The following is a 25,989-nucleotide window of genomic DNA, read 5'->3' as shown; positions in this document are numbered from 1 at the left end:
TCAGGCAGCCTCCCCGAGGAGGCGGCTTGCCACCGAGATGTATTTGCGGCCCGCCTCCTGGGCGAGATCGGCCGCCTCGGACACGCCCTTCGTCTTCCGCACGCTCGCGAGCTTGATGAGCATGGGGAGGTTGACGCCGGCGATCACTTCCAGCCGGTCGCGGCCGAGCAGCGAAATGGCGAGATTTGAGGGCGTGCCGCCGAAGGTATCGGTAAGCAGGATGACGCCCTCGCCGCTGTCGACCTCGGCCGCCGCCGCCGCGATCTCGGCGCGCTTGGCCTCCATGTCGTCGGAGGCGTCGATCGTGATTGCCCGGCACTGCGGCTGGGCGCCCACGATATGCTCGAGCGCGGCGAGGAACTCCGCGCCGATCCGGCCGTGGGTCACCAGAACGAGACCGATCATCCCATGCCCTTCCCTGCCGCCGGAGCGGGCGCCACCTCGGTCGCACTGAGCCCGCGGTCGCGGTGCACCACCAGGTTGGGCCAGCCCGACCGGCCGAGCGCCTCTCCGACCAACTCCGCCACGGCGACCGAGCGATGCCGCCCGCCGGTGCAGCCGAACGCGATGGTCAGGTAGGCGCGTCCCTCGCGCCTGTAGCCGGGAAGCAGCTCCGAAAGCAAAGCCATCAGGCGTTCGAAGGCCGGCGCGAAGAGCGGGTCGGCGCGGACATGGGCGACAACCGCCGGGTCGAGACCGTCCAAGGGCCGGAGCTCCGGATCCCAGTGCGGGTTCTTCAGGAACCGCATGTCGAAGACGAGGTCGGCGTCGCGCGGGAGCCCTCGGGAATAGCCGAAGCTCGTGATGGTGAGGGTGAGAGGACCGGGCGCATCCGAGACCAGTCGCTCGCGGACCAGCCGGCGCAAGTCGTGCGGGCTCGAGTCCGACGTATCCAGCACCAGGTCGGCGGCCAGCCGCAGCGGCGCCAGCACCTCGCGCTCGCGGGCAATGCCGTCGGCAACCGGCCGGTCGGGCGCCAGCGGGTGCGGCCGCCGCGTCTCGCCGAAGCGGCGGACGAGCTCGGCATCCGCGCAGTCGAGGAAAAGAAGCCGGATCGGCCGGCCGCCCGCCGCCTGCTCGGCAATCCGGGCAAGGAGCGCCTCGGGCGCGAAGGCGCGCGTGCGGCTGTCGACGCCGACGGCCACCGGGTGCGGGTCCTCGACGGCGAGGAGGGCGGGCAGGAGCGAGAGGGGGAGGTTGTCGACCGCCTCGTAGCCCGCGTCCTCCAGTGCCCTGAGCGCCGTGGACTTGCCGGCCCCCGAAAGCCCCGTCACGACCACGTGCGGCGCGCCGGCAAGCGCCATCCGCCCGGGCCCCCGCCCGTCCTCCTGCTGCGGGTCATCGGGGGTCACGGGCCGGTCCATGCCTGTCCATGTCGGTTGCGCGTGCAAGCGCGGCAAGGGCCTTGGCCGGAGCCGAGGCCTCGAACGGCCGGAAGCCGAGCACCGGCAAGGAAGCAGGGCCGAACGCCAGGCGGGGCCATTCGGCCGGTGGCGGCGGCAGCCGCTCAGGCTCCCGGTCGAGGTCGAGCGCAAGCCTGAGCGCCGCCGGCGCCCGCCAGGGCAGCCGCAGGATGCCCACCCCGCGCAGCTCGAGGAGACCGGCAAGGCGCGGGGGCGGCGCCGCCTCGATCCCGCCGTCGCCATGGACCCGAAGCTCCACCCGGTCGTCGGCCACCAGCATGGCGCCCTGCTCAACCAGGCGAAAGGCGAGGTCCGACTTGCCCGCCCCCGGCCGCCCCAGGAGGAGGAGGCCGCCCGCGGGCAGGAGGACGGCGGTTGCGTGCAGATCGAGCCGGGTCACGCCGCAACGCCAAGGCCGGACGCGGCAGCGCGCGCGCCCTTTCCGGGCGGCCCGGCAGCGGCGCGGGACGCGTGCGGCAGCTCGACGACGAAGCAGGCGCCGCGACGCCCGTCGGGGCGTGCGGTCACGAACAGCCGGCCGTCGAACGCCTCGACGATCGAGCGCGCGATCGAGAGCCCGAGCCCGCTGTGCGTCCCGTAGGATTCGCCCTCGGGCCGCTCGGTGTAGAATCGCTCGAAGATGGTCTCGGCATAGCGCGGATCGACCCCCGGCCCCTCGTCCTCGACCGACAGGCGCACGCGCCCGGCGCTGCAGGCCAGCGTGATCCGGACCGTCCCGCCCTCGGGGGAGAAGCTGGCGGCATTGTCGAGAAGGTTCGCGAGCACCTGCTCCAGCCTCCCGCGCTCGGCCATGGCCAGCGCCTCCCCTTCCAGCGGCGCGTCGACGACAAGGCGCAGCCGACCCGACCAGGGCGGTACGAGCATGAGCGCCCGCGCCATGTCGCGCACGAAGACCCCGAGATCGACCAGGGCCGGCTCGATCCGGGTCAGCTCCGCGTCGAGCCGCGAGGCGGCCGAGATGTCGAGGATGAGCCGGTCGATCCGCTCGACATCGGCGGCGATGAGGGCGAAAAGCCGGTCGCGATCCTCGCTGCGCCTGACCGAGCCCAGGGCCTCGACCGCGCTTCTGAGACTCGCGAGCGGGTTCTTGAGCTCGTGGGCGACATCGGCCGCGAAGCTCTCGGTCGCATCGATTCGCTGGCGCAGCGCCGCCGTCATGTCGGCGAGCGCCCGGGCCAGGCGGCCGATCTCGTCGCGGCGCCCGGGGTAGCGCGGGATCTCGACGTCCCGGTCGCGGCCGCGACGGACCCGGCTTGCGGCCAGCGCCAGCTCGCCGAGCGGGCGCACGATGGTGCGGGCGAGATAGACGGAGAGGAGCAGGCTCGCGGCCAGCAGCGCGAGGAACAGCTTGAACGTCTGCTCCCGCTCCTGCCGGACCTGCTCGACGAGGTCGCCCGCATTGGCCATGAGCAGGATCGCGCCGGACGCCGAGGGGATCTCCGCTTGCGGCGACCGCTGCGGCACGGCGGCGAACAGCACGACCGCGCCGTCGGCCGTCCGCCGGGCCGAGGACTGCGGCTCGCCGGAGCGCGCGGCCGCGCGCGCCTCCGGCCAGCTTTCGAGCCTGTCGACGGCCGGCTCCTCCCACAGCGGCAGCCGGGCGCCGAAGCTTGCGATCTCGATGAAGCGGTCGAGCGTGCGCGCGCTCTGGCGGCGAAAGCCGGCCGTGGTGGGGTCCTCGAGCACGAACCGCGGCATGGCCGGGTCGCGCCAGTTGTCGGCGAGAAGCGCGCCGTCGGGTCCGTAGAGGCGCACGCGCGTGCCGCGCGGAAGCGCGAGCCGCGCGATCCGCTCCGCCTCCCGCCCCGGCTCGCCGGCAAGCAGGTGGGCGATAATCTGCCCCTGCGCCACCATCTCGGCCTGCCGGGTGGCGAGCAGCCGCTCGCGGTAGCTGTCGAGGTAGAAGACGCCGATGGCGAAGCCGACGAGCGCTACGAGGTTGACGAGGAGGATCCGGAGCGCGAGCGACCGGCGCCCCGAGGCACCCCCCGCCTTCGGCCCCGGCGGAGCGGGGGGCGCATCGGCTCGCTCACGCATCCTGGTCGAACCGGTAGCCGACGCCGTAGAGGGTCTCGATCGCCGCGAAACCCGGGTCCACCGCCCGGAACTTCTTCCTGAGGCGCTTGATGTGGCTGTCGATCGTGCGGTCGTCGACATAGGTCTCGTCCGGGTAGGCGACCGCAATGAGCGCCTCGCGCGACTTCACGAAGCCGGGGCGCTGGGCGAGCGCATCGAGAATCAGAAACTCGGTGACAGTGAGCGCAATCTCGTGACCGTCCCACGTCACCCGGTGCCGCGCGGCCTCCATGGTCAGCCGCCCGCGCACCATCGGCGCCGGCGTCTCGGCCGCCGCACCGGCCGGGTGCGCGCGCTGCTGCGTGCGGCGCAGCACGGCGCGGATGCGCTCGACGAGGAGCCGGTGGGAGAAGGGCTTGCCGATGTAGTCGTCGGCGCCCATGGCAAGGCCGAGCGCCTCGTCGATCTCGGTGTCCTTCGAGGTGAGGAAGATCACCGGCAGCGCAGAGCGCTCGCGCAGCCGGCGCAGCAGCTCGGTTCCGTCCATGCGCGGCATCTTGATGTCGACGACGGCAAGGTCGGGCGGGTTGTCGAGGAGCGAGCGCAGCGCCGTCTCGCCGTCGGCATAGACGCGGGTGGTGAAGCCTTCGGCCTGGAGCGCGAGGCTGACCGAGGCGAGGATGTGGCGATCGTCGTCGACGAGGGCGATGACAGGAAGGGCGTCCTCGCTTGGATTCCTCATGGCAGGACGGTCGAGCCATGAATGGCGCACATGGCTGTCTGCTCCCGAATTGACGAGGAATCCGCACGGACTCCCGCGCCGGACCCTTGCAACCCCTCGGCAAAGCCCGCAAGAGGCGCGGGGGCGTGCCCAGGAAGGGTGGGCACGCCTGTTCGCGCTATCGGGCGTGGTGGCGAAAGGGCTGACGTGATGGGAGCAGGCGTGACGGATCGGCTTGGCCTTGGCGTCGCCACGCGGGCGACGGTGCACCGGAACATGATCGTCGCGCCGCTGCTCGAGCACGCCGTCCGGCGGGGCGAGGGGCTGTTCTCGAAGGACGGCGCCTTCGTCGTCGAGACCGGGCGCCACACCGGCCGCTCGGCGGCAGACAAGTTCATCGTGCGCGACGCGGAGACGGCCGAGACGGTCTGGTGGGGCAAGACCAACCGGCCGATGGACCCTGAGCATTTTGCAGCACTCAAGGCCGACTTCCTGGCCGCGCTGGCGGAGAAGGACACGCTCTTCGTCCAGGACCTGTTCGGCGGCTCGCAGCCCGAGCACCGCGTGAACGTCAGGGTCATCACCGAGCTCGCGTGGCACTCGGCCTTCATTCGCACCCTTCTCGTGAGGCCCAAGCCGGGCGAACTCGACGGCTACGTCCCCGAGTACACCATCATCGACCTCCCTTCCTTCATCGCCGACCCGGCTCGGCACGGCTGCCGCTCCGAGACCGTGATTGCCGTCAGCTATTCCGAGAAGCTCGTCCTCATCGGCGGCACCCGCTACGCGGGCGAGATGAAGAAGTCGGTGTTCGGGATCCTGAACTACCTGTTGCCGGCGCGCGGGGTCATGCCGATGCACTGCTCGGCGAACATCGGCAAGGCCGGCGACACGGCGATCTTCTTCGGCCTCTCCGGCACCGGCAAGACCACGCTCTCCGCAGACTCCAGCCGGACGCTCATCGGCGACGACGAACACGGCTGGTCCGACACGGCGGTCTTCAACTTCGAGGGCGGCTGCTACGCCAAGATGATCCGTCTGTCGCCCGAGGCCGAGCCCGAGATCTACGCCACCACCAGGCGGTTCGGCACCATCCTCGAGAACGTGGTGATCGACCCCGAGACGCGCGAGATCGACCTCAACGACAATCGCCTCGCCGAGAACAGCCGCGGCAGCTACCCGCTCGAGTTCATCCCGAACGCCAGCCCCGACAACATGGGCCCGCCGCCGCGCAACATCATCATGCTGACGGCAGATGCCTTCGGCATCTTCCCGCCGATCGCCATGCTCACCCCCGATCAGGCCATGTACCACTTCCTCTCGGGCTACACGGCGCGCGTGGCCGGCACCGAGATCGGGGTGACCGAGCCCGAGGCCACCTTCTCCACCTGTTTCGGCGCGCCCTTCATGCCGCGCCACCCGGCCGTCTACGGCAATCTCCTGAAGGAGCGGATCGCCAGGGGCCAGGTGGACTGCTGGCTGGTCAACACGGGCTGGACCGGCGGCGGCGCCGGCACCGGCGGCACCGGCAGCCGCATGCCCATCCGCGTCACCCGCGCGCTGCTCAACGCCGCGCTCGACGGCAGCCTCAAGTCCGCCGAGTTCCGCCGCGACCCCTATTTCGGCTTCCTGGTGCCGATGGCGGTGCCGGGCGTCGACAGCCGGATCCTCGACCCTCGCGCGACCTGGCCGGACCCAGCCGCCTATGATGCGACCGCGCGGCGGCTGGTGCAGATGTTCGTCAGCAACTTCGCCCAGTTCGAGGACCATGTCGAACCGGGCGTCCGCGAGGCCGCTCCACGCGCAGCCTGAGCGGACCACTTCAGGAGGGAAGCCGCCGGCACGCGGGTCACTTTCCCCTCCCCGGCCAGGAACGGTCCCGTCTCGCCCGGGCCGTCCGGCCCTTGTTGGTCAATTTTATGGGATGGCCCGCCCCTCCGGCCGGCTCCGAGTTATGGTGCCGGTGTGTTTGGGAGGAAGGAGCGGACCTATGACTATCGTGACCCTTGGCATCGATCTGGGCAAGAACCTGAACAGCGTTGTGGGGCTGGACGCTGAGGGGCGGGTCGTTCTGCGCCGGCGCGTCAGGCGGTCGACGCTTGCGGAACTCGCCGGCAGTCTTGCACCTTGCACCGTCGCCATGGAGGCGTGCTGCGGTGCCCATCATGTCGGTCGTCTCTTTGCCGCGAAAGGGCATGATGTCCGACTGATGTCTCCCGAATATGTCCGGCCTTACGTCCGTGCGCAAAAGAACGACGACAACGATGCGGCGGGGATCGCCGAGGCCGCGACGCGGCCGACCATGCGCTTCGTGGAGTTGAAGAGCCAGGACCGGCTCGACCTGCAGACCCTGCACCGGTCACGCTCTCGCCTTGTGGCGGCGCGCAAGTCGCTCGTGAACCAGCTCCGGGCGATCCTGCTCGAGCGTGGGCATACGTTCCGGCAGGGACGCAAGGTCCTTGAGCGGGAACTCGATCCATTCCTTGCCGGGCCGCCTTCGGAGCTTTCGACCCGCATCGTGACGCTCATCGCGGACATGCGCGCCGAGTGGCGATCCCTCGATGAGCGGATTGATGCCTTGAACGACGACCTGGCCGCGCATGTGCGCGCCGACGATGCGGCGAGCCGGCTGACCTCGATACCCGGCATCGGCGTCCTTGGCGCAACCGCGCTGGTTGCGGCCGTTGGAGACGGCGAAGCGTTCGGTCGGGCGCGCGATGTGCCAGCCTGGCTTGGCCTCGTGCCGAAGCAGATGACCACCGGCGGCAAGCCGCGACTTCTCGGCATCACCAAGCGCGGGAACATCTACCTGCGCATGCTGCTGATCCATGGGGCGCGTGCGGCGCTGCCGAGCCTCTCCAAACAGGCGACGCCCTTGGGCGATTGGCTTCGAGGTCTTCTATCGCGGGCGCACCGCAATGTCGTCATCGTGGCGCTGGCGGCCAAACTCGCCCGTATCGCCTGGGCGAGCCTGCGGCGCGGCGTCGGCTTCGAACGTGGATGGGGACAGGCCATGGCGGTCTGAAACGAAGGGATCGACTGCGGCGGATTGAGAACGAAAGCCGCTGTTCGACGAGGTTGGCGGAAGGAGGCTGATGGCCGGAAGGGTCGAACACCCGCGTCCCTGGAAGCCTGGTTCAAAAAACGGCGCATCGACGCCGAGCCTTTTATGCGGACCAGGACGCGCGGATCTCCATCATGGCGAGGACAAACGCGCCACTACGCCGGATACGTTTGTGCACGACCGAAAAAAGCCTGATGCAACCGACTTGCCAACGGGGCGGGCCATACGTTTTTGACAGATCGGCGACCGCATCCCAGCCTAACCTGCTGATGTTTCAGTATCGAGAGACTGGCGTGGTTTTTGCAGGAAGTGGGAAGGGGGGTGTTCTCAGGTACGAAGCCTGTGCCTCCCCGTGAAGGAGGAGGAACAGGACCAGAAACGTTGTGAGCTTCGCGATCGTCGCCGCGGTCGCGCTCGCGGCGCCGGCGGCCGCCGACCCCGTCGTGTCAGGATTCAACAAGCAGGGCGGGTTGCCGGCCTGCGCCGACTGCTTCTCGGGGGCCATCGCGCCCGGGTTCGACACGAACGTCTTCGGCACCACCCGCAATGTTCGCTTCGTGTCGAACAACGGCTACGCCACCTTCGAAGCGGGCCTAGGATCGTTCACGCCGACCGGCCTCGGCGCAGGCTACGTCGGCCGGCCGATCATCGCGCCTGTCTTTGCCGACGCGGACACGCGGGGCGGTCCCGGGTCCGTGACCTTCGGCACCGGCACCTTCGCCGGCTGGCCGGCCTGGGGCGCCAGCTGGCTCGACACCGGCTACGTCAGCGTGCGGGGGTGAAAAGCGGAACAGCTTCCAGCTGATCCTGACCGACCGCTCCGACGTCGGCGCAGGCGACTTCGACATCGATTTCAACTAGCGCCAGATCCAGTGGGAGACGGGGAGCGCATCCGGCGGCGTGAACGGGCTTGGCGGCACCTCGGCCGCCGTCGGTTTCAACGCGGCCGTTGGCGGCGCGCCCGGCACCTTCTTCGAGCTCCCGGGATCGCTCATGCCGGGCACCTTCCTCGACACCGGGACAGCGCCGCTCATCACCACCACCAACATCGGCATGCCCGGCCGGCTCCTGTTCCAGGTGCGCAACGGCAGGGTCGTCGTGCCGCCGCCCGGAGGCGTCATCCCCGAGCCGGCGACCTGGGCTCTGCTGATTGCCGGCTTCGGTCTCGTGGGCGCGTTCGCCCGCCGGCGCCGCCTCGTGAGCGCCTGAGCCACGGCCCGGGGGCCAGGCTTCCGGGCCGGGCGCGGCACACCGCCGCGCCCGGTCTTCGCTTGCCAGCGACGCGGCTTGCAGGCGGATGTGCGGGGCGTCACGCTGCCGCCATGCGATTCGCCGGCGAGCATGCGGGACAGGTCCGTTGACCCGGGGGCGACGCTCAAACGACTGGGGGTTCCCGCGCTGGCGGAGCTACGAGGGCGCAACAGGCGCGCCCAAGGCGCTGCGGCGCTGTGACCGCGACGGCTGCGACCGGCCCGGCACCTGCCCCGCGCCCAAGGCGCCGGACCGGCCGGAGCGCTGGTGGTTCTGCGAGGTGCATGCGGCCGAGTACAACCGCGGCTGGAACTACTTCGCGGCGCTCGACGCCGCCGGAGCCGAGGCTGCCGAGGCCGAGGCCGCGCGCGCGGCCGGCAGCTACCGGCGCGCGGCCCACTGGGCCTGGAGCGAGGGCGACGGCACGCGCAGCCGGGCGGAGATGGATGCGCTTCGCGTGCTCGAGCTTCCGCCGGATGCGGACGAGGAGACCGTCAAGGCGGCGTTCCGGCGGCTGGCCAAGATCCACCACCCGGATCTCAACCCCGGCGATCCCGAGGCCGAGGCACGGTTTCGGGCGGCGCAGGCGGCTTATGCCGTCCTGACCGAGGCGGTGGCGGCGCGACGCAGGGGCTGAGCACGACCGTGTCACTTCTTGGTTAATGGCGACGAGCTTAACCAGCTTTTATCTTGCAGAATCGCAACCCCCTGGTAGAACCACGTCAGGTTCCCACAAGGGTCGGGAGCTGAACAGTGGGAGATATTTCATGAAGCTCTCTTCGGTGCTCGTGGCCGCAGTCGCCTTCTCGGTGGCGCTTCCGGCCTCTGCCACGGTGACGCTCAACGTCACCAAGGGCGGCTACTTCAACAACGCAACCGTCACGGTTGCCGGCCCCGGGCCGGGCAACGGCAACCAGATTGCTGCGAACTTCCGCCTCCAGGGCACCTGGGGCGGGGCCTTCTCGGGCAGCTTCGACCTGCTCGCCTTCTGCGTTGACCTCGCGCACACCATCGGCCTTGGCAACAACACTCTGGCAACGCTGAGCCCCTCGCTCAACTACCAGATCGGCACACTGACGACCGCGCCGGGCGGCGGTGCGCTCACGCCATCGCAGATCCAGCAGATGCAAGGGCTCGCCTCGCTTGGCTTCCAGCTCATCAAGACCGGCGCGCCGAACCTGTCGCTGGAGATCCCGGCGATCCAGAGCGCCATCTGGTCGATCGAGTATGGCAAGACGATCACGTCCAGCAATCCGCTCATCAATACCAAGATCGCCAACTACATCGCGATCGCCCCGACGCTGACCGGCAAGGCGACCTACATCTTCTCGACCGACAGCCCGGTTCGCCAGGGGCTCTTCATCTCCTACGTGCCTGAGCCCGGCACCTGGGCGATGCTCATCGCCGGCTTCGGCCTGCTCGGCGTCGCAGCGCGGCGCCGGCGTGCGGAAGTGGCCCGCGCCGCCGCCTGAGGCGCGATTGCCAAGGGAAGGAGTGGCGGCTAACGGCCACGCGCCGTGACCGTCATCGCCGTCACCCTTCTCTCCCCGGTCATCCTCTTCTTCGTCCTCGGAGCGCTCGCCGCCTTCGCGCGCTCCGACCTCGAGATCCCCGACCAGGTCGCCAAGGGGATGTCGCTCTATCTCATGGCCTCGATCGGCCTCAAAGGCGGCATCGAAGTCTCGGCCGCCGGGTTCGACCCCCAGATGCTGACCGCCGGCCTCGCTGGCACCGCCCTCAGCTTCGGGCTTCCCTTCATCGGCTTCGCCCTGTTGCGCAGCATCGGCCAGCTCTCGGCCCTCGATGCCGGCGCGGTCGCCGCCCACTACGGATCGGTCTCGGTCGTCACCTTCGTCACCGGAGCGGCCGTCCTCGACGCGAACGGCGACCGGGCGGCCGGCTGGATGGTCGCCGTCCTCGCCCTCATGGAAACGCCGGCCATCATCGCCGGGCTCATGCTCGCCCGGGGCTCGCTCGCCGGCCTCGGCCGCACGCGCAACATCGAAGGCTTCGGTGACCACAGCATCTGGCGCGAGGTGCTCCTGAACGGGCCGGTGGTGCTGCTCGTCGGCGCCTTCCTCATCGGCATCATCGCCGGCAAGGACGGCTACGCACCCGTCTCGCTCTTCTTCACCGACATGTTCCGTGGCGTGCTTTGCCTCTTCCTCCTCTCGATGGGCCTGCTCGCCGCACGCCGTCTGCGCGAGGCGCGCAACCTCACGTCGCGCCTCGCCGCGCTTGCCATCCTGCTCCCGCTCCTCAACGCCGGAATCGGCCTCGGCGTGGCCGCCGCCATCGGGCTTTCCGGGGGCACCGCTGCAGCCTTCATCATCCTCTGCGCGTCGGCCTCCTACATCGCCGCGCCGGCAGCCATGAGCCTCGCATTGCCGAAGGCCGACGCCGGCCTCTACCTTGCGATGAGCCTTGCCATCACCTTCCCGTTCAACATCATCGTCGGCATCCCGCTCTACATGCGGATGGCAGCACTCCTCGGCTGATGCCGGAGTTCCGCGCGCTCATCGAGGGCTTCCGCCGCTTCCGCTCCGGGCAGTGGCGGGAGCAGCGCCTGCGCTATGACGCGCTCGCGCTCGGCCAGGCGCCCAAGGTGATGGTGATCGCCTGCTCCGACAGCCGGGTAGACCCGACGCGCGTGTTCGACACCGCGCCGGGCCAGATGTTCGTGGTGCGCAACATCGCCAACCTCGTGCCGCCGGCTTCCGCAATCCAGGGCCAGTCGAGCGTCGCCGCCGCCCTCGAATATGCCGTCGAGGTGCTGAAGGTGGACTATGTCGTGGTCTTCGGCCACGCCCGCTGCGGTGGAATCGCGGCCGCCCTCCAGCCGCTTCCCGAGAACCGCTACATCGCCTCCTGGGTCGAGCTCATTGCGCCTGCGCGCGAGAAGGTGCTGGCTGCAGCGGCCATCGCGCCCGACATCGACTGCCAGGCCGCGCTCGAGCAGGCCAATGTGCGGCTCGGTCTAGCCAACCTCCGCACCTACCCCTTCGTTGCAGCTGCCGAGCGCGAGGGTCGGCTGAAGCTCGCCGGCGCCCTTTTCGACATCGCCAACGGCGAACTCCGGATCCTCGACGCCGCAACCGACCGGTTCGAGCCGGTGCCAGTCGCCCTCGCCGCCGAGACGTAGCCCCGCGTCCGGCCGCCGAGGCGCGGCGCGGGGCCAGGCCGTCAGAGCTCCCGCTGCATGAGGACCACGTCGAGCCGGCGCCCGAACTTCTCCCCCACCCCTTCGAGAAGCCCCGCCTGCCGGAACCCGAGCCCGCGATGGAGCGCGATGGAGGCTGCGTTGCCGCTATCGCCGATGACGGCGAGCAGGGTGCGGAAGCCCGCCGCAGCCGCCGCCGGCAGGAGCGCCTCGAGAAGCGCGCGGCCGTGGCCACGGCCGGTCTCGCCCTCGGCCACGTAGATGCTCGTCTCGCCGGTTCGCGCGTAGGCGGCACGGTCGCGGAACTGGCTGACGTAGGCATAACCGAGGAGCTTTCCATCCGGCTGCTCGAGGAGAAGCCAGGGCCAGCCGCGGGCCAGCACGTGCGCGATGCGCGCGGCCATCTCGCGCGCCTCGGGCGGGTCGATCTCGAAGGTGCCGGTGCCGCGCAGCACGTGCGGCGCGTAGAGCGCAGCGCACGCAGCTCCGTCGGCGATGGTCGCAGGCCTGAGACTAGAGGTGGAGGACACGGCCCTCGGCGTCGAGCACCGCCTCGTGCATCATCTCGGAAAGGGTCGGGTGGGGGAAGATGGTGGCGGCGAGCGTCTCGTGGGTCGCCTCGCACTGGCGGGCGATGGCGAAGCCCTGGATGAGCTCGGTCACCTCGGCACCCGCCATGTGGGCGCCAAGAAGCGCCCCCGTCTCGGCATCGAACACGGTCTTGACCAGCCCCTCGGGCTCGCCGAGGGCAATGGCCTTGCCATTGCCGATGGCCTGGAAGCGCCCCACGCGCACCGCATAGCCCGCTTCCCTCGCCTGCGCCTCGGTCAGCCCCACCGAGGCGACCTGCGGCCGCGAATAGGTGCAGCCCGGAATGTTGCTCCTGTCCATCGGGTGGGCATGGGCGTGGCCGGCGATGGCCTCGGCCGCCACCACGCCCTCATGGCTCGCCTTGTGGGCGAGCCAGGGCGGCCCCGTCACGTCGCCGATCGCCCAGAGACCGGCAACGCTGGTGCGGCCGAAAGAGTCGGTTGCGATGTGGCCGCGGTCCATCGCGACGCCAAGCGCCTCGAGCCCGAGGCCTTCCGTGTTGGGCACGATGCCAATCGCGATGATGGCGTGGCTGAAGCGTTCCGCCCGTCCGCCGATGGTGGCCGTCACCCCCTCGGCATCCGCCACAAGGGCCTCGACGCTCGCCGAGGTGAGAAGGCGCAGGCCCCGCTTGCCGAACGCCTTCGCCATGAAGGCGGAGATCTCCTCGTCCTCGACGGGAAGGATCCGGTCCATCATCTCGACGACCGTCACCTGCGCGCCGAGGTCGGCGTAGAAGCTCGCGAACTCGATGCCGATGGCGCCCGAACCGATGACCAGAAGCCGGGTCGGCATGGCCGGCGGCACCATGGCGTGGCGATAGGTCCAGATGCGCACGCCATCCGCCTTGAGGTGCGGCAGTTCGCGGGCACGCGCGCCGGTTGCCACAATGACGTTCGCCGCCTCCAGGCGCCGCTCGCCCACCTTGACGCTGGTCGGCCCGGCAAGCGCCGCCTCGCCTTCCACCACCGTCACCCGGTTCTTCTTCATCAGGTGGGCGACGCCGGCGTTGAGCTGGGCGGCCACCCGGCGCGACCGCTGGGTCACCGCCACAAGGTCGAACCCGACTCCCTCGGCCGAAAGCCCGTAGCTTGCCGCATGGTCAAGGTAGTGCTTGATCTCGGCCGAGCGAAGCAGCGCCTTGGTTGGAATGCAGCCCCAGTTGAGGCAGATGCCCCCCAGCCGCTCGCGCTCGACGATGGCGACCTTCTGGCCGAGCTGCGCGGCGCGGATGGCGGCGACATAGCCCCCCGGACCCGAGCCGATGATGACAAGATCGAAGCGGTCGCTCACGCCAGCATCCCGAGCGGCGCCTCGACGAGCCCGCGGAAGGCGGCCAGCAGCTCGGCGCCGACCGCCCCGTCGATCGCGCGGTGGTCGAAGCTGCCCGTGACCGTCATGACGGTCGCAACCGTAAGCGCGTCGCCCTCGACCCAGGGCCGCTTCTCGCCCGCCCCGACTGCCAGGATGAGCCCCTCCGGCGGGTTGATGATGGCCGCGAACTCACGGATGCCATACATGCCGAGGTTGGAGAGCGAGGCGGTACCGCCCGTGTACTCCTCGGGCTTCAGCTTGCCCTCCCGCGCGCGGGCGGCCAGGTCCTTCATCTCGGCGGCGATGGCGGACAGCCGCTTTCCCCCGGCGTCGCGGACGACGGGGGTCAGGAGCCCGCCGGGCACCGCCACGGCCACCGAGACATCGGCGCGGGCGAACTTCCGCAGGCTGTCGCCGGCAAAGCTCACGTTCGCATCGGGCACCGCCTCGAGCGCGAGGCCGAGCGCCTTCACCAGCATGTCGTTCACCGAGATCTTCACCCCGCGCGGCGCAAGCGCGGCGTTGAGCTCGGTGCGCAGCGCGAGCAGCGCATCCAGCCGACAGTCGACCGAAAGATAGAAGTGGGGAATGCTGCTCTTCGCCTCGGCGAGCCGCCGGGCGATGGTCTTCCGCATGCCCGAGAGCCGGACCGTCTCGAACGGCGGGGCCGCCTCGGGAAGCGGCACGGGAGCGGCGGGAGCGGGGGCGGGCGCCGCCGCCTCGGCCGGGGGGCTCGGCAGCACGCCCGGCTGCGGGGCGCGGCCGGCCGCGGCCTCGACGTCGGCGCGGACGATCCGGCCGCCCGGCCCGGTGCCGGAGACGGCCGCGAGATCGACTCCGAGCTTCGCTGCCACGCGGCGGGCGAGCGGCGAGGCTTTCACCCGCCCCGCGGCAGGACCCGGGGCTGGCACCGAAGCCGGAGAGGGGGGCGGCGGAGTGACCTGCGGGGCTGCTGGCGGTGCGGGGGTCGGCGCGGCTGGCGCAACCGGAGCGGGCCTTTCGGCCGGCTCGCCGTCGCCCTTGAGGCGGGCGATGACGGCGTTCACCTTCACCCCCTCCGTCCCCTCGGGCACGAGCAGCTCCAGCACTTCGCCCTCGTCCACCGCCTCCATCTCCATCGTCGCCTTGTCGGTCTCGATCTCGGCGATGACGTCTCCGGGCCGCACGCGGTCGCCGGGCTTCACCAGCCACCGCGCGAGCGTGCCCGCCTCCATGGTGGGCGAGAGCGCCGGCATGGTGATGTCGATCGGCACGGGCGGCTCCTCAGTCGGGCAGGAAGATCTCGTCGATGTCGAAGCCCGGGATGCCCTCGTCGACGAGCCGGTTGAGGGGGATCCACTCGGTCGCCTCGGCAATCAGCCCCTTCGAGACCACCGTCCTGCCGGCCAGTTCCCAGGCGAGCAGCAGCGTGCGCGTGCCGATGGCGGCGAGCTTCCTGAGCAGCGGCACGAAATCGGCATCGGGCGAGACCAGCACCGCCCAGTCGAGCCGGCGGTGGATGGCGGTGTCGAACGCCTCGAGCGAGAGCGCGACATCCACCCCCTTCTCGCGCGGCCGGTCCTGGCTCATGTCCACCCGCAGATGGTGGGCGCGGATGCCGTTGGCCGCGAGCACCTGGTCGAACATGCGTTCGCCGCGCAGCGTGTCCTCGACGAAGCCGGGGTTGCCGTCGCGCGCGGCCTTGTCGTCGAGGTCGGAGAGGGCAAAGCGGCCGCGAAAATAGTGCGCCTCGACGATGCGGCAGGCCTTCACGTCGGTCTTCTCGATCCGCGCGACGCACCAGGCGAGAAAGCGGTGCAGCCCGCCGAGATCGACCCGCCGGCCCACCTCGTGACTGTAGCGATAGTGGTTGGTGATCTGCTGGAAATAGCTGCCGTCGTAGAACACGCCGATCCGGACGAGGCCGCGGTCGCTCACCGGAAGAGGCTCCGCGCGGCCGCCACCACCTGCTCCGCCTGCACGAGCGCGGCCTTCTCGAGATTGGCGGCGTAGGGGAGCGGAACGTCGGCGTCCGTCACCCGGAGCACGGGGGCGTCGAGCTCGTCGAAGCCCTTCTCCATGGCCACCGCGATCACCTCGGAGGCAATCGAGCAGCGCGGCCAGCCCTCCTCCACCACCACCATGCGGTGGGTGCGCGAAAGGCTCTCGAGGATTGCCGCCTCGTCGAGCGGGCGAAGCGTGCGCAGGTCGAGCACCTCGGCCGAGATGCCCTCCCCGGCAAGCGTCTCAGCGGCGGCGAGCGCCACCTCCACCCCGATCGAGTAGGAAACGAGCGTGAGGTCGGTGCCCTCGCGGTGCCGGCGGGCACGGCCGATGGGCACGAGGTGCTCGCCCTCCGGGACCTCGAAGCTGCGGCCGTAGAGGAGCTCGTTTTCGAGAAACACGACCGGGTCAGGCGAGCGGATCGCGGCCTTGAGCAGGCCCTTGGCGTCAGCGGCGTCGTAAGGGGCGATGACCACGAGGCCAGGGACGCTCGCGTACCAGGGGGCGAAGTTCTGGCTGTGCTGGGCAGCCACGCGCGCGGCCGCCCCGTTCGGCCCGCGGAAGACGATGGGGCAGGCCATCTGTCCGCCCGACATGTAGCGGGTCTTGGCGGCCGAGTTCACGATGTGGTCGATCGCCTGCATCGCGAAGTTCATCGTCATGAACTCGACGATGGGGCGAAGCCCTCCCATCGCCGCGCCAACCCCGAGCCCGGCGAAGCCATATTCGGTGATGGGCGTGTCGACGACCCGGCGGTCGCCGAACTCGTCGAGGAGCCCCTGTGTCACCTTGTAGGCGCCCTGGTAGTGGCCGACTTCCTCGCCCATCACGAAGACGCGGCGGTCGGCGCGCATCTCCTCGGCCATGGCGTCGCGCAGCGCCTCGCGCACGGTCTGCCGGCGGGTCGCAGCCTTGGCCGGTGCCGGCGGCGGCGGGGCCACGACCCGGGCCGGAGCAGGGGCGGGAGCGGGGGTCGGCGCGGGCGCGGGGGTCGGCGCGGGCGCGGCTGCCCAGGCCGCGGGCGGGGGCGGGGCGGGAGCCTCGCCGTCGGCGGCAAGCACCGCGATCACGGTGCCCACCTTCACGCCCTCGGCACCCTCGGGCACGGCCAGCGCAACCACGGTGCCGCCCTCGTCGGCCTCGAGCTCCATCGTCGCCTTGTCGGTCTCGATCTCGGCAATCACCTGCCCCGGCTTCACCACGTCACCCGGCTTCACCAGCCAGCGGGCAAGCGTGCCCTCCTCCATCGTGGGCGACATGGCGGGAAGGCGAATGTCCATCAGCCCTCGCCCGCCAGCACGTCGGTGAAGAGCTCGGCGAGCTCGGGCTCGGGTGCCTGCTCGGCGAAGTCGGCCGCTTCGGTCACCTCGGCGCGCACCTCCCGCTCGATGCCCTTGAGGTCGGCCTCGGTCGCGAAGCCAAGCGCGACGATCTCCTTCGCCGCCCGGTCGATCGGGTCCTGCTGCTCGCGCACCGCCGAGACCTCGTCGCGGGTGCGGTACTTGGCAGGATCCGACATGGAGTGGCCGCGATAGCGGTAGGTCTTCATCTCGAGAAGGATGGGCCCCCGGGTGCGGGCCCACTCGACGGCAAGCGTGGCGGCGCCGCGCACGGCGAGCACGTCCATGCCATCCACCTGCAGCCCCTCGATCCGGAAGCTCTCGCCGCGGCGGTAGAGCTGGTCCTCGGCCGACGCCCGGTTGACCGAGGTGCCCATGGCATACTGGTTGTTCTCGATCACGAACACGACCGGCAGCTTCCACAGCTCGGCCATGTTGAAGGCCTCGTAGACCTGGCCCTGGTTGGCCGCGCCATCGCCGAAGTAGGTGAGGCAGACGCCCCCCTCCTCGCCAAGCAGGTCCTCCCTGTACTTGTGCGCGAAGGCGAGGCCGGCGCCGAGCGGGACCTGGGCGCCGACGATGCCGTGGCCACCGTAGAAGCCGTGCGCCACCGAGAACATGTGCATCGAGCCGCCCTTGCCCTTCGAGATGCCGGCGGCACGGCCCGTGAGCTCGGCCATCACCGCCTTCGCCGGGATCCCGCAGGCGAGCATGTGGCCGTGGTCCCGGTAGCCGGTAATGACGGAGTCCCGCCCGGGCGAGATGGCCGCCTGGAGGCCGGTCACCACCGCCTCCTGGCCGATGTAGAGGTGGCAGAAGCCGCCGATGAGCCCCATGCCGTAGAGCTGGCCGGCCTTCTCCTCGAACCGGCGGATGAGGAGCATCATGCGGTAGAAGGCGAGATATTCCTCTGCCGTCGGCGCGTGGCGGGCCAGCTCCGGCAGGGGGTCGAACCTGCCTGGCACCGCCGGCGTGGCGCGTTGCGGGCCGCCCGCGGCCCGGCCCTTCGGCGCTTTCTCCAAGGCCCGCTCCTTGCTGGTCTCAAGCGCTTCTAGCCGCTCCTCCCCGCGTTTCAACCGCCGGGCGATGGCTCTCCCACCCCGCCCGCGCCGCCGTCCGCGGGGGCGGGCGGCAGCGGGACGACGAGCTCGTCGGGCCGAACGACGCCAAGGTGCCGCCGCACGAGCTCATCGGCCAGATCCGGGTCCGCGCCACTGGGGTCAAGGAGGGCAATCCGGCCCGCGAGCGCGTCCCGCTCCGCCTCGAGCCGGGCCTGCTCGGCCTCGAGCCTCGCCCGCTCCGCGCGAAGACCCTCCAGCGCCAGGACGCCAGACGGGCCGGTGAAGGCATGGGCGAGGAAATAGCTGCCGACGGCCAGGCAGAGGACGGGGACGAGCGCGCGACGCGCAAGCCTGCCGATGACCGTGCCGTCCATGACGGTTCCGAATCAGACGAAACGCCCGGCGTCAAGTGGGAGGGCGCGCCCCGGATTCGGCTTCCAGCCAGATTGGCGCTTGCATTCATCTGAATTCTCTGAAAGCCTCCGGCAGTTGCGCTCGGGTGAACCGGGCTGCAACGGGGTGCAAACGGGGGCGTTCCGGCCGTGGCAGGTCGCAGCCCCAAACAGTGAGGGGAACATCATGATGTCGTCCGTTCTTGTCCGCCACGGTCTTGCCGCGGGGCTCGCCGCCGCGGCCCTGTTCGCGGCACCAGCCAGCGCCGCGATCACGCCCGCCAAGGGCTTCGTGGCCGCGAACCTGCCGGCCGCGGAACCGGCCAGCACCGTCATCACCGTCACCAACTTCAACGTGGCGGGCATCTACAGCATGGAGCTGCTCGGGGATCCGCTGAACGAGGTCTACACCATCCTGCTCGCGCCGAACGCCAGCGTCATCGGCATCGGCTGGGACGTGACGCTCTTTGCCGACTCACCGAGCTGGCTTTCCGAAATGGTCGTCTCCTTCGGCGGCACCAGCTCGGTCTATGACGTCTTCCTGACGCCCGGCTTTCTCGACAACTTCCCCGGCCTCGAGACCTATTCGAGCGGCGGCATCGTCGATCTCGTCGGCCTCGGCCTCAACTTCAATGTCGATGCCGATGGCCTGCTGCGGCTCGAGTTCTTCGAGACCTTCAACGACTATTTCGCGGACTGGGACGGCATCTGGCAGTCCGGCTTCCTCTCGATCCAGTGGAGCGTGCCCGGCGGCGGCGGCGGCGTCATCCCCGAGCCCGGCACCTGGGCAATGATGATCGCCGGCTTCGGCCTCGTCGGCGCCATGGCCCGGCGCCGGCGCGAGACCGCAACCGCCTGACCGCGATCTCCCGGCCTGCGGGCGGCTCAGGCCGCCCGCAGCGCCTGCCGGCCGGCATAGCGCGCCACTGGCCCCAGCTCCTGCTCGATCCGGAGCAGCTGGTTGTACTTCGCCAGCCGGTCCGAGCGCGACAGCGATCCCGTCTTGATCTGCCCGCAGCCGGTCGCGACCGCGAGGTCGGCAATGGTGGCATCCTCGGTCTCGCCCGAGCGGTGGGACATGACCGCGCGATAGCTCGCCATGTGCGCCATCCGCACGGCCTCCAGCGTCTCCGAAAGCGTCCCGATCTGGTTCACCTTGACGAGGATCGCGTTCGCCACGCCCTTCGCGATCCCGTCCGCAAGCCGGGCCGGGTTGGTGACGAAGAGGTCGTCCCCCACCAGCTGCACCCGGCCGCCGAGCGCTTCGGTCAGGGCCTTCCAGCCGGCCCAGTCATCCTCGGCCATGCCATCCTCGATCGAGACGATGGGATAGTCGGCGACAAGCCCGGCGAGGAAGGCAGCCATGCTCTCGGGCGTCCGCGCCTCCCCGTCGCAGTGATAGGCGCCATCGCGGTGGAACTCGGTTGCCGCGCAGTCGAGCGCGAGCGCCACCTCCTCCCCGGCGCGGAATCCGGCTGCTGCGATTGCCTCCATGACGAGGTCGAGTGCCGCGCGCGCGCCAGCGACGGGCGGCGCGAAGCCGCCCTCGTCCCCCACCGCGGTCGAAAGCTGCCGGCCGTGGAGGATGGCCTTCAGCGCATGGAAGATCTCCGCACCCCAGCGCAGCCCTTCGGCGAAGCTCGGCGCGCCCACCGGCATCACCATGAATTCCTGGAAATCGAGCCCGTTGTTGGCATGCGCGCCGCCGTTGATGATGTTCATCATCGGCACCGGCAGGATCCGCGCCGACGTGCCGCCTACGTAGCGGTAGAGCGGCAGCCCGCGCGCTTCCGCTGCAGCCTTGGCGACCGCGAGGCTGACGCCGAGGATGGCGTTCGCGCCGAGCCGCGCCTTGTTGGGCGTGCCATCCAGCGCGACGAGCGCCGAGTCCACCTCCTCCTGGTCCTCGGCGTCGAGGCCGGTCACGGCGTCCGAGATCTCGCCGTGCACGGCCTCGACGGCCTTCCTCACCCCCTTGCCAAGGTAACGTCCCCTGTCGCCGTCGCGCCGCTCCACGGCTTCGTGGGCGCCGGTGGAGGCGCCCGAGGGCACGGCGGCGCGGCCCATGGAGCCATCCTCGAGATGGCAGTCAACCTCGATCGTGGGGTTGCCGCGACTGTCGAGGATCTCGCGTGCCACCAGGTCGACGATTGCCGTCATCCCGCCTCCCGTTCGGTTGGTCAGCCCCAGAGGGCGCGGTCGGGCGGGTGAACGTCGGAGCCCGAGAATGCAAGGGGGTGGGCGCGGTCCTCGGCGAGTAGCAGGGGGCCGTCCAGGTCGGCATGGGAGGCATGCATGGCGGCGAGGAAGGCCGGCGCGATGCCGAGCGAGGTCGAGAGCATGCAGCCCACCATCACGCCAAGCCCGCGCTGCTGCGCTGCGTGGATGAGCGCCAGCCCCTCGGTGAGCCCGCCGGCCTTGTCGAGCTTGACGTTGACCATGCGGTAGCGGCCGACGATGGCGTCGAGAGAGGCGCAGTCGTGGACGCTCTCGTCGGCGGCCAGCGGCACCGGGCTCCGCACATGGGCGAGCTCCGCATCCTGGCCGGCGGGCAGCGGCTGCTCGACGAGCTCGACCCCGAGCGCGTGAAGGCCATGGCAGAGCGCCTCGACGTCAAGACCTGCCCAGCTCTGGTTCGCATCCGCGATAAGCCGGGCGGCCGGCGCCGCCTGGCGCACGGCACGGACGCGGTCGAGATCCCCCTCGCCGCCGAGCTTCAGCTTCAGCAGCTCCCGCCCGGCAACGGCCCGGGCGGCCTCGGCCATGGCAGCCGGCTCGCCAAGGCTGATGGTGAAGGCCGTGAGAAGCGGCCGCGGCGGCGGCAGGCCGATGCGCTGCCAGACGGCCACGCCGCTCGCCTTGGCCTCGAGATCCCAGAGCGCGGCATCGAGCGCGTTGCGCGCAGCGCCAGGGCCCAGGAGGTCGAGGAGGTCGGCCCGGCCCGCGCCGGCCTCGACCTCGCCGCGCACCGCCTCGATCGCCGCGAGCGCTGAGGCGCAATCCTCGCCCCGATAGTCGATCGGCGTGCCCTCGCCGCGCCCGGCGTGCGGCCCGTCACGAAGCGTGACCGTCACCACGTCGACATGCGTCTTCGTGGCCCGGGCGATGACGAACGGCCGGCGCGTGGGGAAGCGTTCGACCTGGGCGAGGAGCTGGCGCACCCGGGCGGCCTAGCCGCTGGCCGCGGATGCCGCTAGGGTGCCGCCCATGCCGGACGAGGGATGGCTCGCGCGCGTCCGCAGGCGCCTTGCCCGCGATGCGCACCTCCTGTGGCTTGCCGCGCGCGATCCGCGCACGCCGGTTGCAGCGAAGCTTCTCGGCGGACTCGCGGCCGCCTATGCGCTTTCGCCTGTGGACCTCATTCCCGACGTGGTGCCCGTGCTGGGCCTTCTTGACGACCTCGTCATCGTCCCCCTCGGGCTCGGGCTTGCGCTCCGGCTCGTGCCAAGGCCGCTTGCAGCGGAGTTCCGCGCCGCGGCGGATGCGGCAGCGGCAAGGCCCGTCAGCCGGGCCGGCGCCTGGATCGTCGGCGGCCTGTGGCTCGGGGGCCTCGTCATCCTGCAGCTCGTTCTGCTGCGCTACTGGTAGGAGCCGCCGATGCCCGAGGAACAGATCGAGCTCGACCCGGTGGTGGTGGTGGCGCGCATCACCACGCTCGAGATGCTGGTCCGGCAGATGATGGTGGTGCAGCTGCGCATGCTGGCCGAACGCGGCCACATCGAGCTCACCCCTGCCTATGTGCAGAGCCTGGCCAACGCCTATTCGGAGAAGGTGGACGAGTCGACCATCATCGACTCGAACTCGGCAGACGTGAACTACGCGTTCAAGGCCAACGTGCTGCACCAGCTGGAGCGATTCTTCGACGAGATCGCCGCGCACATCCGCGCCCACCCGTGAGACCTGGCGCTTGCACGCGCGTGCCCGCGCCGCTAGGCGGTGACCTCCGCAGCGGGCGGCCCGATGGCGGAGTGGTGACGCAGCGGACTGCAAATCCGTATACGCCGGTTCGATTCCGGCTCGGGCCTCCACCGCGGCGCAGGTGGGGCGCGGAGCCTCCGCCGGCCTGAAAGCGGAACGCCTCCGACCCCGGCCCGGGCAGCCGCGTCAGGGGCACCAGTGGAGATCGATTGCCTGATCGGCCTCGGCGAGGAACCGGCCGGCCGGAAAGCGCGAGCCGGCGCCGTCGGCGATCGCCTCCTCAAGCATCTTCCGCTCTGCATGACCCACGGCCGAGACGATGAGCGCCCGCGCCGAATGGAGCGCGGAAGCCGAAAGGCATGCGCCCTGCGGGCCATGAACCACCGGGTGCGGAGACGTCAGCGCCTCGCGCAGGCCGGCGCCGGGCGCGATCCCGCCAATGTCCCCCCGCGGCGAGACCGCAAGCCATGCGAGGTCGAGGGGCAGCGCCGGCGGGCTCGCTGCATCGAGCAACAACGCGGTCGCTCCGGCGCGGGCTGCAAGCCTTGTCGTCTCGGCCACGAAGGTGCCGTGCGTGGGCACGAGCGTCACCCGATCCCACGGGGCATGTTCCTGGAAGAGGGCGGCGAGCAGCGGCACGGCACCCTCCCCCGGCGGCAGGGCAAGGAGCGCCCGCCCATGCCCCTCGACCGCCTGGCCGACGAGGAACGCCACATCTCCGGCAATCTCGCCGGCCATGGCGACAGGATCAGGATGCTCCCACCACTCGATGTCGTCCGCGGTTGCCATCGCCCCTCCCGCCCCGCGGTGCCTCCCGGTCCGGCCCGACCGGCGGCTTGGCACCCGCGCAGGGCGGCGCTACTAGGCCGCCGGCGTGCGTGCAAGCGCGCCCCGAACGAAGGATGAACCTTGGCATCCGTTGCAGCCGAGCCCCTGGCGCGCGCCCGTCTCGCCATGATCGAAAGCCAGCTCATGCCGTGCGGGATCGTCGATCACCGGCTGGTGGAGGCGTTCCGCAGGGTGCCGCGCGAGGCCTTTGTCACCTCGGGGCGCCAGTCCATGGCCTATGCGGAGACCGTCCAGCCCATGGGTGCAGGGCGCTGGATGCCAACCCCGCTCGCAACCGCACGCCTGCTCGCTGCGGCAGACGTGCCCGAGGGGGCTTCCGTGCTGCTGGTCGGCGCCGGCACCGGCTACACGGCGGCGCTCTTGGCCGAGCTTGGCGCGCGCGTCGTCGCGCTCGAGTCCGAGCCGACGCTGGCAGCCCGCGCGCGGTCCCTCCTTGGCGCCTGGCCAAACGTCTCGGTGGCGGAGGGCCCTCTTCCCCAGGGCTGGCCGGAGGCCGCGCCCTATGACCGGGTGCTGTTCGACGGCGCCGTCGAGCATGTGCCCGACGCGATCGCGGGCCAGCTCGCGCCGGCAGGTCGGGTGGCGGCAATCCTCGCCGGGCAGGACGGAGTCCACCGAGTGGCCCGGGGGGTGGCGGTGCGGCCCGAGGCCTCGGACCCCGAGGGCGCACGGCCCTATATCTCGTGGGACTATGTTGCCGAATGTCCGGCGCCCATCCTCCCGGGCTTCACCCTCCCCCGGACATTCCGCTTCTGAAAGGTCGTGATGCGCTTCCTCCCCCTCGCCCTTGCCAGCCTTGCCGCCGCGCACACGCCGGTCCACGCCGAGACGCTCGCCGACGCGATCGCCGCCGCCTACGCGACCAACCCGGAGCTTGCCGCGGCACGGGCCTCGCTGCGCCAGGTGGACGAGGCGCTCCCCATTGCGCGCGTGGGCATGCGGCCGCGCGTCGATGGCACGATCAACTTCTCGCAGGATCTCGACGACCAGCTGAACGACTTCGGCCGGTCGACGACCGCCGGCGTCCGGATCACCCAGCCGGTCTGGGCCGGCGGCCGTGTACAGGCGGAAATCCGCGCGGCCGACGCGCGGGTCGCGGCGGCCCGGCAGCGCCTCGCGGCGCTCGAGAACCGCATCATCGCCGATACGGTGGCCGCCTATGCCGATGTGCTCGCCACGCGCGCCGAGGTGGAGCTCAACCGGAACCAGGTGCGCGTGCTGAGCGAGCAGCTCCGCGCTTCGTCAGACCGGTTCGAGGTTGGCGACCTCACCCGGACCGACGTGGCGCAGAGCCAGGCAAGGCTTGAGAATGCGCGGGCGGCGCTCGCCGCCGCCGAGGGCGAGGCGCAGCGCGCCGAGCAGGCCTACCGCCGCCTCGTGGGCCAGCTCCCCGGCACGCTCGCGCCGCTCCCCGAGCTTCCGGAGATGCCGAAAACCGCAGAGGCTGCGCGGGAGACGGCGCTCGACCGCAACCCCGATCTCCTTGCCGCCCGTTTCGACGAAGCGGCCGGCGAAGCGAGCGTCACCGCGGCGCGGCGCGAGCGGTTCGGCCAGGCCTCCGTCACCTCGACCATCGCCTACCAGGCGATCAACGGCGGGCCGCTTGCCCCCTTCCAGGTCGATGGCCTCACCGGCCGCATCGGCGTCACCATGTCGATCCCGCTCATGACCTCGGGCCTCATCTCGGCCCGGACGCGGCAGGCCGAGGCCGCGCAGAGCCAGGCCCTCGAGACGATCGAGGCGACGACGCGCGCGGTCGTGGAGGGCGCGACCAACGCCTTCGTGGTGCTGAGCGTGGCCGAATCCGTGATCCGCTCGGCCCGGGTGGCGATTGACGCCAACGCGCTCGCCGCAGAGGGGGTCAGGCAGGAGAATCTGGTGGGCAGCCGCGACATCATCGAGGTGCTGAACGCCGAGCAGGAACTGCTCAACGCGCGGGTGGCGCTGGTCCGCGCCGAGCGCGACCGCTATGTCGCCGGCTACCGCCTGCTGCAGGTGACCGGGCAGGCCAAGCTCGTGGCACCCGGGCTCGACGGCCCCGCCTATGATCCGGCGGCGAACTTCCGGCGCGTCGACCGCAGCTGGCGCGAGTTCCGCGCCGACCCCGACCCGCGGCGCGACCGCGCCCGCAACCGGCCCCCGGGTGCACCCGAGCCGGAACCGCTGCCGCCACCTCCGCCCGGCATCCGGAGCGCAAGATGACGGCGGGAGGCGGCAAGGGGGGCGGCCAGGGGCTCGACCCCAACCTCGCCGCCATCCTCGAGTCGATCCGCGCGAGCGTCTCCGGCGCGGCGCCCGCACCTGGCACGGAGGCCGCCGAAGACGCTCCAGCCCAGCCGGTCGCGCCGCCGCTCCCCGCTCAGCCCGCGCCCCGGCCGCTGCGCGCCAACCTGCCCCCCTCGGACAAGACGGTCGAGGAGTTCCTCGCCGACCTCATCCGCCCGCAGGTCGAGGCCTGGCTGGCCGCCCACCTGCCCGAGATCGTCCAGAAGCTCGCCGCGGACGAGATCCGCCGGCTGACGGGCGGCAAGTGAACGCCCTTCCGGCCCTGCCGCCGCAGCTCGTCGCCGTGCTGCTGCTGACGGGCTCCAACATCATCATGAACATCGCCTGGTACGGCCACCTCCGCTTCGCTTCGGCGCCGCTCGCCCTCGTGGTGGTCGCCGCCTGGGGCCTCGCCTTCTTCGAATATGCGCTCCAGGTGCCGGCCAACCGCATCGGCCACCAGGTCTTCACCGCGCCGCAGCTGAAGGGCATCCAGGAAACACTCTCGATCACCACCTTCTTCCTTGTCTCCACGCTCTGGCTCGGGGAGGGCATCAGCCTGCGGCAGCTCGCCGGCTTCGCGCTCATGGTGGTGGCCGCCGTCCTCATCGTGGGCAAAGGCTCCTAGCCTGCTTCCGCG

29 protein-coding genes, 1 tRNA gene and 2 pseudogenes are annotated in these 25,989 nt (G+C 70.9%); 17 read left to right on the top strand and 15 right to left on the bottom strand.

The window, feature by feature from the left end; genetic code table 11:
* From H3H34_RS01790 to H3H34_RS01770, 5 genes are read right to left on the bottom strand one after another with little or no spacing between them, the layout of a single operon-like run.
* Window positions 1-405, bottom strand: coding sequence for a PTS sugar transporter subunit IIA (locus tag H3H34_RS01790; protein ID WP_194743543.1), 405 nt, complete (start codon window positions 403-405; stop codon window positions 1-3).
* Entirely contained in the window at window positions 402-1,364 is a 963-nt protein-coding gene (rapZ, locus tag H3H34_RS01785; protein WP_235945237.1) for an RNase adapter RapZ, read from the bottom strand. The genes H3H34_RS01790 and rapZ overlap by 4 nt, the downstream gene beginning before the upstream one ends.
* A complete protein-coding gene (locus H3H34_RS01780) occupies window positions 1,339-1,803 on the bottom strand; it encodes an HPr kinase/phosphorylase (RefSeq protein ID WP_194743542.1) in 465 nt (154 codons plus the stop codon). Before H3H34_RS01780 ends, rapZ begins: the two co-directional genes overlap by 26 nt.
* A complete protein-coding gene (locus H3H34_RS01775; RefSeq protein WP_194743541.1) occupies window positions 1,800-3,461 on the bottom strand; it encodes a sensor histidine kinase in 1,662 nt (553 codons plus the stop codon). The genes H3H34_RS01780 and H3H34_RS01775 overlap by 4 nt, the downstream gene beginning before the upstream one ends.
* Window positions 3,454-4,182, bottom strand: coding sequence for a response regulator transcription factor (locus tag H3H34_RS01770; protein ID WP_194743540.1), 729 nt, complete (start codon window positions 4,180-4,182; stop codon window positions 3,454-3,456). Before H3H34_RS01770 ends, H3H34_RS01775 begins: the two co-directional genes overlap by 8 nt.
* A 189-nt stretch (window positions 4,183-4,371) precedes the next feature.
* Between H3H34_RS01770 and H3H34_RS01765 the strand changes: the two genes are divergently transcribed.
* From H3H34_RS01765 to H3H34_RS01735, 9 genes and pseudogenes are all read left to right on the top strand, one after another.
* The gene (locus H3H34_RS01765; protein WP_194744055.1) at window positions 4,372-5,973 is read left to right on the top strand and encodes a phosphoenolpyruvate carboxykinase; all 1,602 of its coding nucleotides are present in this window, start codon (window positions 4,372-4,374) and stop codon (window positions 5,971-5,973) included.
* 178 nt (window positions 5,974-6,151) lie between these two features.
* Window positions 6,152-7,186: an IS110 family RNA-guided transposase gene (locus H3H34_RS01760; protein ID WP_194743539.1), complete on the top strand. Its 1,035-nt coding sequence runs from the start codon at window positions 6,152-6,154 to the stop codon at window positions 7,184-7,186.
* A gap of 422 nt (window positions 7,187-7,608) precedes the next feature.
* Window positions 7,609-8,007 carry a nidogen-like domain-containing protein gene (locus H3H34_RS13240; RefSeq protein ID WP_207790716.1) on the top strand — a complete coding sequence of 133 codons (399 nt, stop codon included), beginning with the start codon at window positions 7,609-7,611 and terminating at the stop codon, window positions 8,005-8,007.
* Between the two features lie 85 nt (window positions 8,008-8,092).
* A pseudogene (locus H3H34_RS14105) lies at window positions 8,093-8,299 on the top strand (hypothetical protein); the annotation flags it as partial.
* A 36-nt stretch (window positions 8,300-8,335) separates the two neighbouring features.
* Window positions 8,336-8,434 (top strand): annotated as a pseudogene (locus tag H3H34_RS14100) (PEPxxWA-CTERM sorting domain-containing protein); the annotation flags it as partial.
* Between the two features lie 148 nt (window positions 8,435-8,582).
* Entirely contained in the window at window positions 8,583-9,113 is a 531-nt protein-coding gene (locus tag H3H34_RS01750) for a J domain-containing protein (RefSeq protein WP_194743538.1), read from the top strand.
* Window positions 9,114-9,243: 130 nt separating this feature from the next.
* Window positions 9,244-9,948 carry a PEPxxWA-CTERM sorting domain-containing protein gene (locus H3H34_RS13450; RefSeq protein WP_235945236.1) on the top strand — a complete coding sequence of 235 codons (705 nt, stop codon included), beginning with the start codon at window positions 9,244-9,246 and terminating at the stop codon, window positions 9,946-9,948.
* Window positions 9,949-9,993: 45 nt separating this feature from the next.
* Entirely contained in the window at window positions 9,994-10,974 is a 981-nt protein-coding gene (locus tag H3H34_RS01740; protein WP_328830956.1) for a sodium-dependent bicarbonate transport family permease, read from the top strand.
* Window positions 10,974-11,618 (top strand): carbonic anhydrase, encoded by a 645-nt coding sequence (locus tag H3H34_RS01735; RefSeq protein WP_194743537.1) that lies wholly within the window; start codon window positions 10,974-10,976, stop codon window positions 11,616-11,618. Before H3H34_RS01740 ends, H3H34_RS01735 begins: the two co-directional genes overlap by 1 nt.
* A gap of 41 nt (window positions 11,619-11,659) precedes the next feature.
* Here the strand turns inward: H3H34_RS01735 and H3H34_RS01730 are convergent, their stop codons facing one another.
* From H3H34_RS01730 to H3H34_RS01700, 7 genes are read right to left on the bottom strand one after another with little or no spacing between them, the layout of a single operon-like run.
* Window positions 11,660-12,166, bottom strand: a complete 507-nt coding sequence (locus H3H34_RS01730; RefSeq protein WP_194743536.1) for a GNAT family N-acetyltransferase — start codon at window positions 12,164-12,166, stop codon at window positions 11,660-11,662.
* The gene (gene lpdA / locus H3H34_RS01725) at window positions 12,150-13,520 is read right to left on the bottom strand and encodes a dihydrolipoyl dehydrogenase (protein ID WP_194743535.1); all 1,371 of its coding nucleotides are present in this window, start codon (window positions 13,518-13,520) and stop codon (window positions 12,150-12,152) included. The genes H3H34_RS01730 and lpdA overlap by 17 nt, the downstream gene beginning before the upstream one ends.
* Complete coding sequence (locus H3H34_RS01720; RefSeq protein WP_194743534.1) at window positions 13,517-14,794, bottom strand: pyruvate dehydrogenase complex dihydrolipoamide acetyltransferase; 1,278 nt, start codon at window positions 14,792-14,794, stop codon at window positions 13,517-13,519. The genes lpdA and H3H34_RS01720 overlap by 4 nt, the downstream gene beginning before the upstream one ends.
* Window positions 14,795-14,804: 10 nt before the next feature.
* Entirely contained in the window at window positions 14,805-15,458 is a 654-nt protein-coding gene (locus H3H34_RS01715) for an NYN domain-containing protein (protein ID WP_194743533.1), read from the bottom strand.
* Window positions 15,455-16,804, bottom strand: coding sequence for a pyruvate dehydrogenase complex E1 component subunit beta (locus H3H34_RS01710; RefSeq protein WP_194743532.1), 1,350 nt, complete (start codon window positions 16,802-16,804; stop codon window positions 15,455-15,457). The genes H3H34_RS01715 and H3H34_RS01710 overlap by 4 nt, the downstream gene beginning before the upstream one ends.
* A complete protein-coding gene (pdhA, locus tag H3H34_RS01705) occupies window positions 16,804-17,886 on the bottom strand; it encodes a pyruvate dehydrogenase (acetyl-transferring) E1 component subunit alpha (protein ID WP_408033941.1) in 1,083 nt (360 codons plus the stop codon). Before pdhA ends, H3H34_RS01710 begins: the two co-directional genes overlap by 1 nt.
* A 50-nt stretch (window positions 17,887-17,936) precedes the next feature.
* Window positions 17,937-18,299, bottom strand: a complete 363-nt coding sequence (locus H3H34_RS01700) for an FtsB family cell division protein (RefSeq protein WP_194743531.1) — start codon at window positions 18,297-18,299, stop codon at window positions 17,937-17,939.
* Window positions 18,300-18,504: 205 nt separating this feature from the next.
* On the opposite strand from H3H34_RS01700, the gene H3H34_RS13445 reads away from it, so the two are divergent.
* Window positions 18,505-19,176 (top strand): PEPxxWA-CTERM sorting domain-containing protein, encoded by a 672-nt coding sequence (locus tag H3H34_RS13445; RefSeq protein WP_235945235.1) that lies wholly within the window; start codon window positions 18,505-18,507, stop codon window positions 19,174-19,176.
* Between the two features lie 26 nt (window positions 19,177-19,202).
* On the opposite strand, the gene eno is transcribed toward H3H34_RS13445, so the two are convergent.
* Window positions 19,203-20,477, bottom strand: a complete 1,275-nt coding sequence (gene eno / locus H3H34_RS01690) for a phosphopyruvate hydratase (protein WP_194743530.1) — start codon at window positions 20,475-20,477, stop codon at window positions 19,203-19,205.
* Window positions 20,478-20,497: 20 nt separating this feature from the next.
* Window positions 20,498-21,478: an N-acetyl-D-Glu racemase DgcA gene (gene dgcA / locus H3H34_RS01685; protein ID WP_194743529.1), complete on the bottom strand. Its 981-nt coding sequence runs from the start codon at window positions 21,476-21,478 to the stop codon at window positions 20,498-20,500.
* A gap of 46 nt (window positions 21,479-21,524) precedes the next feature.
* On the opposite strand from dgcA, the gene H3H34_RS01680 reads away from it, so the two are divergent.
* From H3H34_RS01680 to H3H34_RS01670, 3 genes are all read left to right on the top strand, one after another.
* Window positions 21,525-21,905, top strand: coding sequence for a YkvA family protein (locus H3H34_RS01680; protein ID WP_194743528.1), 381 nt, complete (start codon window positions 21,525-21,527; stop codon window positions 21,903-21,905).
* Between the two features lie 9 nt (window positions 21,906-21,914).
* On the top strand, window positions 21,915-22,214 hold the full coding sequence (locus H3H34_RS01675) for a hypothetical protein (protein ID WP_194743527.1): 300 nt from the start codon (window positions 21,915-21,917) through the stop codon (window positions 22,212-22,214).
* A gap of 57 nt (window positions 22,215-22,271) precedes the next feature.
* Window positions 22,272-22,345, top strand: a tRNA-Cys gene (locus H3H34_RS01670).
* 76 nt (window positions 22,346-22,421) lie between these two features.
* Here the strand turns inward: H3H34_RS01670 and H3H34_RS01665 are convergent.
* On the bottom strand, window positions 22,422-23,024 hold the full coding sequence (locus H3H34_RS01665; RefSeq protein WP_194743526.1) for a sugar phosphate isomerase family: 603 nt from the start codon (window positions 23,022-23,024) through the stop codon (window positions 22,422-22,424).
* A 120-nt stretch (window positions 23,025-23,144) separates the two neighbouring features.
* Here H3H34_RS01665 and H3H34_RS01660 point away from each other — a divergent pair, with 120 nt between their 5' ends.
* The 4 genes from H3H34_RS01660 to H3H34_RS01645 are packed head-to-tail and all read left to right on the top strand — an operon-like array spanning window position 23,145 to window position 25,977.
* Window positions 23,145-23,840 (top strand): protein-L-isoaspartate O-methyltransferase family protein, encoded by a 696-nt coding sequence (locus H3H34_RS01660; RefSeq protein ID WP_194743525.1) that lies wholly within the window; start codon window positions 23,145-23,147, stop codon window positions 23,838-23,840.
* A gap of 9 nt (window positions 23,841-23,849) precedes the next feature.
* Window positions 23,850-25,286, top strand: coding sequence for a TolC family outer membrane protein (locus tag H3H34_RS01655; RefSeq protein ID WP_194743524.1), 1,437 nt, complete (start codon window positions 23,850-23,852; stop codon window positions 25,284-25,286).
* The gene (locus tag H3H34_RS01650) at window positions 25,283-25,618 is read left to right on the top strand and encodes a DUF2497 domain-containing protein (RefSeq protein WP_194743523.1); all 336 of its coding nucleotides are present in this window, start codon (window positions 25,283-25,285) and stop codon (window positions 25,616-25,618) included. The genes H3H34_RS01655 and H3H34_RS01650 overlap by 4 nt, the downstream gene beginning before the upstream one ends.
* Window positions 25,615-25,977: a DMT family protein gene (locus H3H34_RS01645; protein ID WP_328830946.1), complete on the top strand. Its 363-nt coding sequence runs from the start codon at window positions 25,615-25,617 to the stop codon at window positions 25,975-25,977. Before H3H34_RS01650 ends, H3H34_RS01645 begins: the two co-directional genes overlap by 4 nt.
* The last annotated feature ends 12 nt before the right edge of the window (window positions 25,978-25,989 follow it).

Origin of the sequence: Thermaurantiacus tibetensis, assembly GCF_015354055.1 — a bacterium.
GTDB lineage: Bacteria > Pseudomonadota > Alphaproteobacteria > Sphingomonadales > Sphingomonadaceae > Thermaurantiacus > Thermaurantiacus tibetensis.
Note: the sequence above shows the minus strand (reverse complement) of the source record. Positions and strands in the feature narration are given on the sequence as shown.

What these genes read in the sequence shown, in the direction of transcription:
- H3H34_RS01790 (WP_194743543.1), bottom strand. Translation starts at nt 405, where the DNA reads ATGATCGGTCTCGTTCTGGTGACCCACGGCCGGATCGGCGCGGAGTTC.
- rapZ (WP_235945237.1), bottom strand. Translation starts at nt 1,364, where the DNA reads ATGGACCGGCCCGTGACCCCCGATGACCCGCAGCAGGAGGACGGGCGG.
- H3H34_RS01775 (WP_194743541.1), bottom strand. Translation starts at nt 3,461, where the DNA reads ATGCGTGAGCGAGCCGATGCGCCCCCCGCTCCGCCGGGGCCGAAGGCG.
- H3H34_RS01770 (WP_194743540.1), bottom strand. Translation starts at nt 4,182, where the DNA reads ATGAGGAATCCAAGCGAGGACGCCCTTCCTGTCATCGCCCTCGTCGAC.
- H3H34_RS01765 (WP_194744055.1), top strand. Translation starts at nt 4,372, where the DNA reads ATGGGAGCAGGCGTGACGGATCGGCTTGGCCTTGGCGTCGCCACGCGG.
- H3H34_RS01760 (WP_194743539.1), top strand. Translation starts at nt 6,152, where the DNA reads ATGACTATCGTGACCCTTGGCATCGATCTGGGCAAGAACCTGAACAGC.
- H3H34_RS13450 (WP_235945236.1), top strand. Translation starts at nt 9,244, where the DNA reads ATGAAGCTCTCTTCGGTGCTCGTGGCCGCAGTCGCCTTCTCGGTGGCG.
- H3H34_RS01735 (WP_194743537.1), top strand. Translation starts at nt 10,974, where the DNA reads ATGCCGGAGTTCCGCGCGCTCATCGAGGGCTTCCGCCGCTTCCGCTCC.
- H3H34_RS01710 (WP_194743532.1), bottom strand. Translation starts at nt 16,804, where the DNA reads ATGGACATTCGCCTTCCCGCCATGTCGCCCACGATGGAGGAGGGCACG.
- H3H34_RS01700 (WP_194743531.1), bottom strand. Translation starts at nt 18,299, where the DNA reads ATGGACGGCACGGTCATCGGCAGGCTTGCGCGTCGCGCGCTCGTCCCC.
- H3H34_RS13445 (WP_235945235.1), top strand. Translation starts at nt 18,505, where the DNA reads ATGATGTCGTCCGTTCTTGTCCGCCACGGTCTTGCCGCGGGGCTCGCC.
- eno (WP_194743530.1), bottom strand. Translation starts at nt 20,477, where the DNA reads ATGACGGCAATCGTCGACCTGGTGGCACGCGAGATCCTCGACAGTCGC.
- H3H34_RS01680 (WP_194743528.1), top strand. Translation starts at nt 21,525, where the DNA reads ATGCCGGACGAGGGATGGCTCGCGCGCGTCCGCAGGCGCCTTGCCCGC.
- H3H34_RS01675 (WP_194743527.1), top strand. Translation starts at nt 21,915, where the DNA reads ATGCCCGAGGAACAGATCGAGCTCGACCCGGTGGTGGTGGTGGCGCGC.
- H3H34_RS01665 (WP_194743526.1), bottom strand. Translation starts at nt 23,024, where the DNA reads ATGGCAACCGCGGACGACATCGAGTGGTGGGAGCATCCTGATCCTGTC.
- H3H34_RS01655 (WP_194743524.1), top strand. Translation starts at nt 23,850, where the DNA reads ATGCGCTTCCTCCCCCTCGCCCTTGCCAGCCTTGCCGCCGCGCACACG.
- H3H34_RS01650 (WP_194743523.1), top strand. Translation starts at nt 25,283, where the DNA reads ATGACGGCGGGAGGCGGCAAGGGGGGCGGCCAGGGGCTCGACCCCAAC.